The 13,540-nt window shown below is 61.4% G+C and carries 11 protein-coding genes; 7 read left to right on the forward strand and 4 right to left on the reverse strand.

Annotated elements, in window-relative coordinates:
• The first annotated feature begins 54 nt into the window (after positions 1 to 54).
• The 5 genes from malQ (at position 55) to OHL20_RS18380 (ending at position 5,035) form a co-directional block, all read left to right on the forward strand.
• Complete coding sequence (gene malQ / locus OHL20_RS18360; protein WP_263385046.1) at positions 55 to 1,635, forward strand: 4-alpha-glucanotransferase; 1,581 nt, start codon at positions 55 to 57, stop codon at positions 1,633 to 1,635.
• 61 nt (positions 1,636 to 1,696) lie between these two features.
• Positions 1,697 to 1,882: a hypothetical protein gene (locus OHL20_RS18365; RefSeq protein ID WP_263384612.1), complete on the forward strand. Its 186-nt coding sequence runs from the start codon at positions 1,697 to 1,699 to the stop codon at positions 1,880 to 1,882.
• Complete coding sequence (locus tag OHL20_RS18370; RefSeq protein ID WP_263384613.1) at positions 1,882 to 2,457, forward strand: 3-hydroxyacyl-CoA dehydrogenase NAD-binding domain-containing protein; 576 nt, start codon at positions 1,882 to 1,884, stop codon at positions 2,455 to 2,457. The genes OHL20_RS18365 and OHL20_RS18370 overlap by 1 nt, the downstream gene beginning before the upstream one ends.
• 78 nt (positions 2,458 to 2,535) lie before the next feature.
• Complete coding sequence (locus OHL20_RS18375) at positions 2,536 to 3,792, forward strand: ABC transporter permease (protein ID WP_263384614.1); 1,257 nt, start codon at positions 2,536 to 2,538, stop codon at positions 3,790 to 3,792.
• A gap of 4 nt (positions 3,793 to 3,796) precedes the next feature.
• Positions 3,797 to 5,035, forward strand: coding sequence for an ABC transporter permease (locus OHL20_RS18380; protein ID WP_263384615.1), 1,239 nt, complete (start codon positions 3,797 to 3,799; stop codon positions 5,033 to 5,035).
• Positions 5,036 to 5,260: 225 nt separating this feature from the next.
• Here OHL20_RS18380 and OHL20_RS18385 read toward each other — a convergent pair whose 3' ends face one another.
• The 3 genes from OHL20_RS18385 to OHL20_RS18395 form a co-directional block, all read right to left on the reverse strand.
• The gene (locus OHL20_RS18385; protein ID WP_263384616.1) at positions 5,261 to 7,195 is read right to left on the reverse strand and encodes a M1 family aminopeptidase; all 1,935 of its coding nucleotides are present in this window, start codon (positions 7,193 to 7,195) and stop codon (positions 5,261 to 5,263) included.
• A gap of 88 nt (positions 7,196 to 7,283) precedes the next feature.
• On the reverse strand, positions 7,284 to 8,585 hold the full coding sequence (gene lpxB / locus OHL20_RS18390) for a lipid-A-disaccharide synthase (protein WP_263384617.1): 1,302 nt from the start codon (positions 8,583 to 8,585) through the stop codon (positions 7,284 to 7,286).
• A gap of 111 nt (positions 8,586 to 8,696) precedes the next feature.
• A complete protein-coding gene (locus OHL20_RS18395; RefSeq protein ID WP_263384618.1) occupies positions 8,697 to 10,766 on the reverse strand; it encodes an ABC transporter ATP-binding protein in 2,070 nt (689 codons plus the stop codon).
• Positions 10,767 to 10,872: 106 nt separating this feature from the next.
• Here OHL20_RS18395 and OHL20_RS18400 point away from each other — a divergent pair, with 106 nt between their 5' ends.
• Positions 10,873 to 11,409, forward strand: coding sequence for a DUF892 family protein (locus OHL20_RS18400; protein ID WP_263384619.1), 537 nt, complete (start codon positions 10,873 to 10,875; stop codon positions 11,407 to 11,409).
• Here the strand turns inward: OHL20_RS18400 and OHL20_RS18405 are convergent.
• Positions 11,406 to 12,194 carry a DUF1223 domain-containing protein gene (locus tag OHL20_RS18405; protein WP_263384620.1) on the reverse strand — a complete coding sequence of 263 codons (789 nt, stop codon included), beginning with the start codon at positions 12,192 to 12,194 and terminating at the stop codon, positions 11,406 to 11,408. The genes OHL20_RS18400 and OHL20_RS18405 overlap by 4 nt on opposite strands.
• Positions 12,195 to 12,269: 75 nt before the next feature.
• On the opposite strand from OHL20_RS18405, the gene hemW reads away from it, so the two are divergent.
• The gene (hemW, locus tag OHL20_RS18410) at positions 12,270 to 13,460 is read left to right on the forward strand and encodes a radical SAM family heme chaperone HemW (protein WP_263384621.1); all 1,191 of its coding nucleotides are present in this window, start codon (positions 12,270 to 12,272) and stop codon (positions 13,458 to 13,460) included.
• Positions 13,461 to 13,540 lie beyond the last annotated feature (80 nt).

A 13,540-nucleotide genomic window follows, 5' to 3' on the forward strand; every position in this document is an offset into this window, starting at 1 on the left:
TGATTCGGCATCACACTTGAAGCGTAAGAATAGAACTAGGTACTCGGGGGAATGATGGGTCAGGATCGGCTGTCTGGAGTATTGCTACACGTAACCTCTCTGCCTTCGTATGGCGGTGTCGGCGACTTCGGCCCGGCCGCATACGCATTCGTTGACTTCCTCGCCGCCGCCAAGCAGCGCCTCTGGCAGGTCCTTCCGCTTAGCCCTACAGGCTACGGAAGCTCTCCGTACTCCGCGCTCTCCGCCTTCGCTGGCAACTTCCAGCTCATCAGCCTCGAGCGCCTCGCGCAGGATGGCTGGATAGCCTGGGACCGCATCCAGGGCCTCCCAGGCCACGATGGTCCGGCGGACTTCGAAGCCGCATCCGAGCGCAAACTCCCGCTGATCCAGGAGGCTGCAGGGAACTTCCTCGATCGCGCCTCGGGCGACCAGCGCGTCCGCTTCCAGAAGTTCTGCCAGGACAACATCTCGTGGCTCACCGACTATGCCATGTTCAACGTCCTCCGCCGCCTCAACAACTACATAAGTTGGAACGAGTGGCCCATCGAGTACGCCCAGCGCCAGCACGACGCGCTGACAACCCTCCTCAACGACCACGGTCGCGAGCTCGCAGTCGAACAGGTGATCCAATTCCTCTTCAGCGAGCAGTGGTGCGCCCTCAAGAGTTACTGTGGCGAGCGCGGCATCCGCGTCCTCGGTGACGTCGCCATCTTCGTCAACTACGACAGCGCCGATGTCTGGACCAATCCCGACATCTTCGAGCTCGACGAGGAGCGCCGCCCCACTCGCGTCTCCGGCGTTCCACCCGATTACTTCTCCGCCACCGGCCAGCGTTGGGGCAATCCGCTCTACAAGTGGGGCCTCCTGCGCGAGCGCGGCTTCGACTGGTGGGTCGCCCGCATCCGCCGCTCCCTCGCTTTATACGACATGATCCGCCTCGACCACTTCCGCGGCTTTGAGGCCTTCTGGTCCATCGCCGCCGACGAGGAGACCGCCATCAATGGCCAGTGGGTCAAAGCCCCCGGCCAGGAACTCTTTCAGCGCCTCAAAGATGTCTTCGGCGACCTCCCCTTCATCGCAGAAGACCTCGGCCTCATCACCCCCGAGGTCGACGAGCTGCGCGAGCACTTCTGCATGCCCGGCATGCGCATCCTCCAGTTCGGCTTCTCCGACCGCGGCAGCCACCTCTATCTCCCGCATCGCTTCGTCCAAAATACCGTCGCCTACACCGGCACCCACGACAACAACACCACGCTCGGCTGGTGGCGCGACGACTGCAACGACAACGATCGCACCAACGTCCAGAACTACCTCCAGACCATCACCAACGAGGGCGACATCGTCTGGGCCATGATGCGCGCCGCCGCGCGGTCCGTCGCCAACATCTGCATCTTCCCGCTCCAGGACGTCCTGCACCTCGGCACCGAGGCCCGCATGAACCGACCCTCCGGTGCCTTCGGCAACTGGACGTGGCGCTATGACTCGAACGCCCTCCACCCCGACTTCGCCACAAAACTAGCCGCGCTCATGGAGATGACCGACCGCGACGGCTACGAAGAGCCCGCCAAAGGCTCCGACGCCGGCAAGCCGACCGAAGAGGCACACGAGCGCGCCGAACTCGGGTCCACCACCTAGCCCCCACGCAAACCCGTCACCGTTTAGACTGGTTGAGAGAAACATACTTACAGGAGTCACGATGCCTCTTTCCGGCGAAGCAATCCGCACCATGAACTACGTTGACGATATCTCGGTGACGCTCCGGCGCATCCTCGCCGTTCTGCCCTCCCTCACCGATGAGGATAAGCAGCGCGTAGCGGAGCACTTCCGCGTCTCCGAACCAAGCTACGAGTCCGTCCTCACCGCAGTAGCGAGCAAGAAGTAGTGGCAACGGCCTTCCCCGCACCAGGTAGCGCAGTCATCCGGACTGTCGCCGTCATCGGAGCAGGGAAGGCTGGCCGCAGCTTCGCTCTTGCCTGCGCCGCTGCAGGCTTCCACGTCGTCCTCGAAGATGTCATGCCCGCCAACCTTCGGCAGGCCGAAGCGGACTTCTCGGACATGCGTCTCCACGCCGCGCCCGGTCGTCTCGAACTGGCCCTCACCGTCGAAGACGCCGTCCACGCCGCCGATCTCGCCATCGACTTCGTACCGGACGAACTCGAATCCAAGCTCGAAATCCTCAGCCTGCTCGACCGCATGGCCCCACCCCGCACCATCCTCTGCACCCCCACCAGCGGCATCAGCATCACCGACCTTGCCTCCTGCACCTACCGCCCCGAGCGCTGCCTCGCCATCCGCGGAACCCTCGGCAGCAGCGTGCGTCTGCTCTATCCAGCTTCGGTCGACACCACCGCCCTCAGCGCGACGGCGCATTTCTTCGAAACCGTTGGCAGCACCGTCGAAACAGAGGCCGATCCCGACCTCCCCATGCTCATGAAAAACATCGTCTACACCCGCTAAGAAGTCTCCCTACACAAAACGGAACTCCTTCCGCATTCTCTGCGTAACGCACTAAGGAGAGCTGAGTCTAACCACCGTATGCGCGCCATCTTAGACACTTTCAGTCAGGTCTTTCGCGCCATCGGCGCGAATAAGCTGCGCTCGTTCCTCACCATGTTCGGCATCGCGTGGGGCGTAGCCTCGCTGCTCCTGCTCATCGGGCTGGGCGAAGGTTTCCGCTCCGGCCAGCGTCGCAGTCTGGCCGAAGTCGGCGACGACGTCATCATGATGTTCGGCGGAACCATCCCCGCACTCCCCAACCAGCACACCGGCATGCGCCCTTATAAATTGACGCTGGCTGATGCTGTCGCCGTGCAGTCTGGCGCCTCGCACGTGCGCAACGTCACCGCGCTCATCAATCGCGGCGACCTCAAGCAGGTCAGCGAGTTCTCAAGCTCTGGCGGCGCCGTCATGGGCACCCAACTCAGCTTCCCCATGATCCGTCATCTCCCCATCGCGCAGGGCCGCTTCTTCGATCAGGATGACCTCGCCCAGCGCCGACAGGTTGTCATCCTCGGCCAGAAGAACAACGCCCTCCTCTTTCCCGGACACCCCGCGATCGGTGCCTTCATCACCTTGAATGGCTACCGCTTCCAGGTCATCGGTGTGGCCGCCAAGATCGGTCGCGGCAACAACGACGGCGACAACCAGAAGGTCTACGTCCCCCTCACCACCATGATGGAGCTCTTTCCCATCACCGGCGAAAACGTCCCGGAGGACGCCATCACGTCCATCCAGTACCAGCCCATCACCGAGAAAGAGAACGAGGACGCCAAGGCCGATGTCCACCGCATCGTCGCCGCCAATCACGGCTTCTCGCCCGATCTCAAGGACGCCTGGGAGGAGTGGGACACCATCAAGTCCAACCAGACCGTCGGCATGATCTTTACCGCCATGGACTTCTTTCTCGGCGGCGTCGGCATCGTCACACTCGCGCTCGGCGCCGTCGGCATCGTCAACATCATGCTCGTCACCGTACAGGAGCGGACGCGCGAGATCGGTCTCCGCAAAGCAATCGGCGCTACCAACCGCAGCATCATGACGCAGTTCTTCCTCGAAGGCATGATCCTCACCGGCCTCAGCGGCTTCATCGGGATCGCCGCCGCGGCCGCGCTGATGGCCGTCCTCGGCTCGCTGCTCGGCAACAACCAGATGGGCATGGACCCGCCGCGGCTCGTTCCATGGTCGGCAGCCATGGCGATTAGTATTCTCACGCTCTGCGGCATCGTCGCGGGCGTCTACCCGGCGAGTGTTGCCGCAAGGCTCGAGCCGGTGGAAGCCCTGCGAAAGGAGTAGCCCCATGCTCAGAGACATCTTCGGCCAGGCTATGGAGGCCATGCGCTTCAACGGCCGCCGCACCATGATCACCATCCTCGGCATGGCTTGGGGCATCGCCACAGTCGTGCTCCTGCTCGCGTTCGGAGCAGGCTTCGGACGCGCCTTCGAAGCGATCTTTTCGCAGTTCGGCACCAACATGATCGGCGTCTTTCCCGGCACCACCAGCGAGCAGGCTGGCGGTGCAAAAGCAGGCGTGAAAGTCCGCTTCACCCAGGAAGATGTAGAACGCATTCAGGAAACCGTTCCCGGCATCATCCGGGTCTCGCCCGTCGACTTTAAGACCGTCCCCGTCTCGAACGAACTCCACAACTACACCTGGGAGGTCGATGGCATCACGCCCGCTCTCCAGCAGATCCAGAAGATGGATCTCAGCGCCGGACGCGCCATGAGCGAGGCCGATCTCGTCTCCCGCGCCCACGTTGCCATCATCGGTTCCGAGGCTAAGACCAAGCTCTTCTCCGGCCTCTACCCCATCGGCGAAAGCATCCACGTCAACGGCGTCAGCTTCCAGATCATCGGCGTCCTCAAGCCCAAGATGCAGGAGGGTGATGACAACGACAACCGCATCGTCAACATCCCGCTCAGCACCATGAGCGACCTGAAAGACACCAAGTATCTCGGCGGCATCTGGATGAGCTACCAGGGCGATCACATGGCCGTCGAGCGCGCACTTCGGAACACCCTGGGTGCCGCCCACGCCTTCAGACCCTCAGACAAAAACGCCATCTTCGTAGCCAATCTGATGGAGCAGCTATCCCAGTTCCGCGCCGTCAGCATCGGCCTGCAGGTCCTGCTCCTCTTTATCGGCGCACTCACATTAGGCATCGCGGGCATCGGCCTGATGAACATCATGCTCGTCAGCGTCAAACAACGCACCCGCGAGATCGGCGTCGAAAAAGCCCTCGGCGCACGCAAGCGCCACATCCTCTTCCAGTTCCTCGCCGAAGCCCTGGTCATCAGCAGCGTAGGCGGCGTAACGGGAGTCGCCCTCGCCTACGCCGTCAGCAAACTCATCGGCAGCGTAAAGTTCTACAGCGCCATAGCCGCCAACGCTACCGACGCAGACATTCACCTCATCATCTCGCCCAACAGCGTCCTTGTCGCCACCACAATCCTCATCATCGTAGGCACCATCAGCGGCATGATTCCCGCCATGCAGGCCGCAAACCTCGACCCCATCGAAGCCCTCCGCTACGAGTAGCAAAGCTGTCCCCAGGACTGCGATCCCGAGCGCAGTCGAAGGACCTGCGGTTCCGTGACTAACCGACTAAAGACAAAGCACCCTGTTTGACAAATACGCCCTTCAAGTACCCCACGTCACCCGAGATACTGCCCAGGAGTAGGGGTACTTGGTAAGGTACAAGTACCCCGCCAACCCTCCTGTTTAGAAGACTTTGGTACTTACAGGTACGGGGGTGGGGGTACTTTAATTATCGGTCTTAGGGCGCTTGTAAGGATTTTGCATCAGCGCCCGAGCCTCGTTCACAGCGCCCTGTGTATTGTCGTTCGTCTGTACCGCAAGCCGATACTCATTCACCGCCCGATCGCGCTGACCAGTGACATCAAACACACGCCCAAGCTCAATATGACTCCAGACCTCAACCCAGCGAGGATCGCCATCGCCGCGCAGCGCATCGCGAAAAGAGTTTGCCGCAGATTGGTAGTTCCGCTGCGTAAAAAAGATCTCGCCAATGCGATAGCTCGCAAGGGAACTCGTCTTGTTCGTATCCAAAGCCTTCTGATATTCGGCAAGCGCTCCTGCCATATCGCCTTGCGCCACAAGTTGCTGACCGCGAAGCACAGCGACGCGAACCGCCAGATCAGGCGTGCTCTTGAGCAGCCAGTTCTCCGGATCGATGCTGATCTTGCGCGGACGACCGAAGGTCTCGACGGAGTATTGCGACTCGGTTCCGCTCACGTCGACGCGACGCGTTTCAGTCTTGCCATCTGTCTCAATCCGCAATTCAACAGGCATGCGGAAAAGGTCCAGATCCTGCTGGACAGCTCCGACAGTACGAAAGCCCTTTCCATTGCCAAGCCGGAAGACGCTGAACTTGTCCGTGAACGTTGGAGCGCCCGTTCCATCGAGCCACTGCGCGAAGAACGGCTCAAGCGTCGTCTCCGACTGTGTCTGCGCTACAGTCTGGACATCGCTCGTCCGAATAGGCTTGTCGGCAAACTGGGTCAGGAGCATCCGCAGGAACTTGTTGAAGACGTCATCGCCCATCTCCCAACGAAGCATGTGGAAGACCATCGCACCTTTCTCAAGGGTCATCGACTGGAACTGCGGCGAGAACGGATCGAGACGTCCAACGCTGGTCAGCGGCTCGGTATCGTAGGCAAGCGCGCCAGCCGAGATGTCCGTAACAGCGGTCTGAAAGGCGGTCTTTCCACCGGAGTCTTCGAGGTACAGCAACTCGGCGTAGCGCGACATACCGTTCGTAATCCACGCATCGTTCAGGTTCGCGGGTGAGACTTCGCTGCCCCACCATTGATGTGCGAGCGTGTTCGAGAGCAGTCGCTGGCTGTTCCGATCCGCAATGCGTTGCCCGCTGATGGCCGCGATCTCAGGTCCCCAGGCTGCTGAAACGGAGTCGTCAGGAAGCTCGACGACGTTAATTAGACCTGTTTCAGGCTGACCGAAGATGCTGCTGAAGTACTCGAACTCGCGGGCTGTTGTGCGGACGTAATCGAGCGCGAAGTCCTTGCGCTTCTCGGTCGTATACACCTTGATGTTGCGGATTCCCGGAGCAGTCACGGGTTCGAGGAACTTGCCCGCGATGATCGTGCCGGGAAAGCCAGGCTTGGTCCAGTTGAAGCTGTACTCTTCCTCCTTGCCGACGGACTTGTGGCCTGTCGCGCCACTGCCGATGACGCGCTCATCGGACGGAACACGGATGTGCATCTCCGCCGTGAAGCGGTTGGTGAAGAGGCCAGTCATAGGAAACCAGCGACCAGCATAGAGCAGGATGCTGATCGGATCGGCCACAGCCGCAAGCTTGATGCCCTCGACAGGGCTTGTCTCCGAGCCGACAAGCGCGCCGGTGTACTCGAAGTTGAAGGTCGTTGAGGTGCCCTTCGGTACGGGCGTGTTCAGCGGCACGCGAACGGTTGACGTTGTGGTAAGTCGTTCCGGGGTGAGAACTTTGCCTGTCGCATCGGTCAGCTTTGTGATCGCCAGACCGTTATTAAGCTCGAAGGTAACGGTGTTGAGGTCTTCGAGGGCGCTCAGCGTGACCTTTGCTTTGGCCGTCAACTGGTTCGTCAACGGCTCGAGGTCCGCGCTGATGACATAGCCGGTAATCTGCATCTGGACGCGCGCAGGTGCTGCCCAAAGGCTCGCGCCAGTGCTGACTGCCATACAAACGGCTGCAATCCTGACTAGAAAGGGGTTAGGGCGCAAAGACATGCAGGCAGATTCCTCAATCCATCGTAGCTCTATCGATACTTTAGACGCTTGAGCGCGCGATTGGGCGGTCGCGCGCTAGTAGTGACTGTACGGCATCGCAAACACTGTGGATTGGGTTTGATTCGGGACTCGGGAGAAGCGATCTGCGGACCGCCGCGAGGTCGCTGATCATGGTCTCGCGGGCAGGTCCGTCAGCCAGAAGAGGTTGCAGCGTCGCGGCGAGGTTTTCGGCAGTGAAGCGGGATTGTAGGAGTTCGGGAACGATGCGTGTGCCGGCGATCAGGTTGACCATCGCGATGGGCAAATGGCCATCTGCATCGCGTGGAGCAGGGATCTCGGACGGATAGCGGATGAGGCGTTTGGCCAGGGTAAAGGTCACGTTCGACACCTGGTAGACCACCACAAAAGGGTTGCCGATAACAGCCGCTTGCACGGTAGCGGTGCCGCTGGCGACGATGCTGGCGCGGCTGTGGAACATGGCTGTGCGGGCGTCATCGACGAGAGTGATGGGGAGTTTGGCGGTGGATGAGTCTTCGGCGAGGGCGGTTCGCATAAAGTAGTGGCCGATGGTGTTGGCGACGGGCAGGAGGAACTCGTAGGGCTGGTCGTTGAGGAGCAGAGCGGCTGCCTTCAGCATCTCGGGAAGGTTGAGGTGGACCTCCTTGCGGCGGCTTCCGGGTAGAAGGGAGATCCATTGTTTTGTTGGTGTTAGGCCATGAAGTTGAGCGTATGCTTCACGAGTTTCGGTGGGGAGTGGAAGGGTGGCGAGCGGATGGCCTACGAACTCGGCATCGACGTTGCGGGCGCGGTAGAAGGCGGCTTCGAAGGGGAAGATGACCATCATGCGAGTGACGCGCTGTTGGACCCAGCGGAGACGGGAACGCTTCCAGGCCCAGAGTTGGGGGCTTACGAAGTAGACGACCGGGATATCGAGCTTCTTGAGTTCTCTGGCGAGGCGGAAGTTGACGTCGGGGAAGTCGATCAACACGGCGACTTGCGGGCGGCGCGACTTGATGGCGCCGACGAGCTTCCGGTACTCGCCGTAGATGCGGGGCATGTGGCGGACGACTTCGGTGATGCCCATGATGGCTACGTCTTCGGCTTTGACGATGTGGTCTAGGCCTTCCTGGGCCATCTCGAAGCCGCCTAAACCAAAGGCTGTCAGGTCTGGGAGGCGGGATCGGAGGGTGGCCAGGATCTGGGCGCCGTAGTGGTCGCCGCTGGCTTCGCCTGCTGAAATAAAGATGCTCGGGTTGGTTTCGTTAGCGATGGTGAGAGTGTAGCGGATGGTGGATGTCAGCCCGATGTGTCCTCGGATTTTGGCACCTTTTAACTTTTTCAAAACTACGAAAGTCGTCAAAACATTGGACTTAGGTCGGACCTGTTTCGGCTCGGTATGAGATGGTTATTGGCGAGAGAGTAACAGTTTTGCGGAGCTAAACCGGGGCGTACGCTATCCGGCCAGGAGCGATTCAGTGTCGAGCGGGGCGGTGATGATTCCAGACTCCTGATCGCGATATTGGAGCTGGTAGAGCTTCCAGTAGAGGCCGCGCTGGGTGAGGAGTTCCTGATGGGTACCGCGCTCGCGCAGCTGGCCTTTGTGCATGACGAGGATCGAATCGGCAGTCTGAATGGTCGAGAGGCGATGGGCGATGAGGACGGAGGTGCGGCCGGTGATCATGCGCGACAGGGCAAGGCGGACACGAAGCTCGGTCTCGGTGTCGACGGAGGAGGTGGCCTCGTCGAGGATGAGGATGCGAGGAGCGTGGGCGAGGGCGCGAGCGAAGCTGATGAGCTGCTTCTGGCCGGTGGAGAGGGTAGATCCTCGCTCGCTGACGGGTTCCTTGAAGCCGAGGGGTTGGGCACGGATGAAGTCACCCACGTTGACCTCGTCGGCTGCTTTTTCGAGTTGCTCGTCGGTGATCCACTTGGAGCCGAGGCGGATATTGTCGCCGATGGTGCCGGAGAAGAGGAAGGGGTCCTGCAGGACGACACCGAAGCGGCGACGGAGTTTGTTCAGGTCCTGATCGCGAACGTCTACGCCGTCGATGAGGATCTGGCCGTGCTGGATGTCGTAGAAGCGCATCATCAGGGCGGTGATGGTGGTCTTGCCGGCGCCGGTGTGGCCTACGATGGCGGCGGTTTCGTCAGGCTCGATGGTGAAGGAGACGCCGCGGAGGATCCACTCGATTTTAGCGAGAGGACCACTTTCCAGGGACTCTGAGCCCCGAATGATTCCGTGACTTTCTGGCAGCGAATTCACCAAGGAGAGGCCCGTGAGATATTCCTGCTGCTCAGCGGTAAGTTTCTGGTAGGTGAACCAGACGTTGCGGAACTCTACGCGGCCGGAGTTATCGCCGGGGATGGGGTTTGGCGGCGAGGTGATCTCGGGGGCGGTGTCGAGGAGGTTGAAGACACGCTCAGCGGCGGCCATGGCGGATTGGAGGATGTTGTATTTGTCGCTGAGATCCTGGATGGGCCGGAAGAATCGCTGCGCATATTGAATAAAGGCAATGAGGACGCCGATGGAGACGGTACCGAAGAAGCCGGGGGCGCGCTCCAGATGCAGGTTCGGGAAGGCGGCGAGGAAGCCGGCGTTGTGGAGGACTGCGGAGCCGCCGCGCCAGAGGACGAGGGCGATGGCGACGGAGCTAAGGAATTCGACGATGGGGTAGTAGAGGGCGTAGGCGAAGATGGCGTCGGTCCACGCCTGCTTATTCTCGGCATTGACGGAGGAGAAGTCGTCGTAGGCGCGGCGCTCGCGGTTGAAGAGCTGCACGATGGACATGCCGGAGACATATTCCTGCGTGAAGGTGTTGATGCGGGCGGTGGCGTGGCGCTGGCGGCGATAGCTCTCGCGGACGTACTTGCGGAAGATGCCGGTGACGTACAGGATGGCCGGGATGACGGAGATGGTAATGATGGCGAGGGGCCAGGACATCCGCAGCATGATGATGACGATGAAGGCGAGGACGAAGACGTCCTCAAAGATCGCGAGGACGCCGGAGGTGAACATCTCGTTGAGCGCGTCGACGTCTGAGGTGACGCGGGTGACGAGCTTGCCTACGGGGTTGCGGTCGAAGAAGGCGGGGGACATGCCCTGGATGTGGCGGAAGATCTGGCTGCGGAGATCGAACATGATCTTCTGGCCGGTCCACTGCATGAGGTAGGTCTGGAGGAATTCGAGGATGAAGGTGATAAGGAGCGAGCCGAGATAGAGGGAGGCGATCTGGGTGATGCCGGTCATCGGGACGGGGCTGAGGTGACGGGCGAGCCATGAGGGCCTGGGGTTCGGTGTGCCGGTCATGTACTGGTCGACGGCTACCTTGACGAGGTAGGGGCCGATGACGTCGCTTCCTGCTTTAAAGATGATGGAGACTGCGGAGAGGCCGGTCTGGAGCTTGTAGGGGCGGAGATAGGTGAGGAGGCGGCGCATGAGGCGGCCGTCGTAGGCCTTGCCCATGACCTCGTCGCCGTGCGCTGCCTTGCGCTTCTTGTCTTCCTGCTTGCTTTGCTTTGCCATGCGTTGTCTTCATTCTAGATGCTCGCGGATGGTGCTACCGACCAAGATTTGTTTGTCGCCGGGCGTGGTGGCGGATTTCTGCATCGATCTTGCGTGAGGTATTTGCATGGCGACAACGACGAGGCGGACGCTGGTGGACTTGCTGGGGAACGAGTTGCAGGAGTTGCTGGCTGCGGAGAAGGCGATTCTGAAGGTGCTTCCGCGGCTGGGGAAGGCTGCGCATACGGGTGAGCTTCGTGAGACGCTGACGGCGCGAGTGCGTGAGGGCAAGGAGCAGGTGGCGCGGCTGGAGAAGGTGGTGAAGATCCTCGACCTTGAGGGAGTGCGGGTTTGTGCGGGGACGAGCGGGATTCTGAAAGGATGTTCACAGGTGCTGACGGCGTACGAGGCGGGTAATCTGCGGGATGTCGCGATTTTGAGCGGGATGGAACGGGTGGAGGCTTACCGGGTGGCGGCGTACGGCTCGTGCCGCGAGATCGCGGAGCTGCTGGGACTGGATGAGGTTGTGGGATTGGTTGAGGAGGGGCTTGAGCTGGATGTGCTGGCGGGCAAGAAGTTCGCGCAGATTGCGGTGCAGGTAAATGCAGAGGCGTTTGTGGATGGGAACTCGCCGGATTGCTTTCTGAAGAACCATAACGATTAGCGGGCGGCGGCTACCTGGGGTGAGGTGGATGTGGGCGTGCTGATGGCTGCTCCGAGGATGGGGCCGAGGGTGGCGTTTGGGGTGACCTGCTGAGCGAAGACGACGACCTGCATGGTGGCAGGGGTTGCGCTTTCGGGGGCTGTGAGGGTGAAGCGGAGTGGACCGTGGGCGAGGTCGCGGGTGGTGCCGATGCGGGTGAGCGTGCGTACGACGGAGACGTGCTGGAGGTGACGGCCGGAGTTTTCGCCGCGTTGGACCTCGGTGGTGTCGTAGGGGTCGATCAGTGCGGCGTAGAGGTCTGCGTCGGATGCCGGGGGAGTTGCGAGAGAGACTGAGGCAGCGATGGTGCGGCCGCTGGTGGTGAGTGCAGAGAGGCTGAGGGGGAGTTTGGCGGTGCGGGCGGCGACTGTGACGGCTCGCCAGGCCTGCGTCTGATCATTGCCGACAAACTGTGCGGTGCCGTCGACGACCATCTGCGGGGTGTAGATGCTGTCGAGGTGGAAGCCGGTGCTGTAGTGATTCTGACGCGCGGTGAACTGGGCGGAGGAGAAGCGGTCGTGCCAGCCGAGCTGGTCCCAGTAGTCGACATGCTCGCCGAGGACGATGATCTGGGCGTTGTCGATGGGCTGGTTGTGGGCGAGGCGGGAGAGGAGCGCGTCCGCCGGCGGGCAGCTTGAACAACCCTCGGAGGTGAAGAGCTCGACGAGGACGGGTGTTCTGGCGGGTGTCTGTGCGGCTGCGAAGGACGGGAGGCTAAGGGCTGCGGCGAGGAGGATGAGGCGCATGATTGGAACTCCTGAACGTTGGAGTCGTTTGTTCGTACGAAGGTTACAGGTGGAAGGGCGTGAAAGAATTGAGGGATGGAGTCGGTGGGCGTTTACATCTCGGTGCCGTTCTGTAAGGCGAAGTGCAGCTTCTGTAACTTTGCCTCGGATGTGTTCGGGGCCGGGCGGATGGAGGGGTATGTTGCTCGGCTGGTGGAGGAGATTCGTGAGGCTCGGGTGCGGGCTGCGCGGATGGGTGCGGTGCTGCCAGAGCGGGTGGACACGGTTTATTTTGGCGGAGGAACGCCGAGTTTGTTAGAGCCGAAGATGATGAAGGAGATCTTTGCAGCGCTGCGTGGGGAGTTTGTGGTCGATGCCGGGGCGGAGATCACGCTGGAGTGTGCGCCGGGGCAGTTGGCGGATGCGACGTTGGCGGAGTTGCTGGGGCAGGGGCTGAATCGGGTAAGCCTTGGGGTGCAGAGCTTTGTGGACGCGGAGGCGGCGGCGGTGGGCCGGCTGCATACGCTGGCGATGTGTCTTGGGGAGATGGAACGGCTGCGGGCGGCGGGGGTGCTGGATCTTGGTGTGGACCTGATTGCGGGGCTGCCGCTGCAGACGGAGTCGAGCTGGCGATACTCGATTGCGGAGGCGGTGGGGACGGGGTCGGCGCATGTGAGTGTGTATATGTTGGAGGTGGATGGGGAGTCGCGGCTGGGGCGCGAGTCGCTGGCGGGCGGGACGCGGTATGGTGCGGGGGCTCTGCCGGCGGATGAGGCTGTGGCGGACTGGTATCTGGAGGCTTGCGCGGCGTTGGGGTCGGCTGGGGTGATGCAGTATGAGATCTCCAACTTTGCGCGGCAGGGGTTTCGGTCGCGGCACAACGTGAAGTACTGGCGGCGCGAGGCTTATGTGGGATTCGGGCTGGATGCACACTCGATGCTTCGGATGGAGGATGGGGTGGTGCGGTTTCAGAATGGGGATGAGCTGGACGGGTATATGGGTGGGGGGGTGCTCCCGCTGCTGGGCGCGAGGGTGGAGCCTGTGTTTGTGCGGGGGGATGAGGCATTTGAGGAGGCTGTATTTTTGGGGCTGCGGATGAACGAGGGAGTTTCGTTGGCGGGGCTGCGGAGGGAATTTGGTCTGGGGCTGGTGTCGGGGTTGACTGACGCGCTGGTTGAGTTGGTTGAGGCTGGGTTGGTGGGGATGGAAGGGGAGCGGGTTTGGCTTACGGGGCGGGGAAGACTGTTGTCGAACGAGGTGTTTGAGCGGGTTCTAGTGGCGGCTTGACGGAATGCGGGGGCCTCTCCACTTCGCGTTGCTCCGGTCGAGATGACGATAGTTGTGGCGCTCCGTCCGAGATGACGGTC

It is taken from the genome of Granulicella arctica, assembly GCF_025685605.1.
Classification (GTDB): Bacteria; Acidobacteriota; Terriglobia; order Terriglobales; family Acidobacteriaceae; genus Edaphobacter; species Edaphobacter arcticus.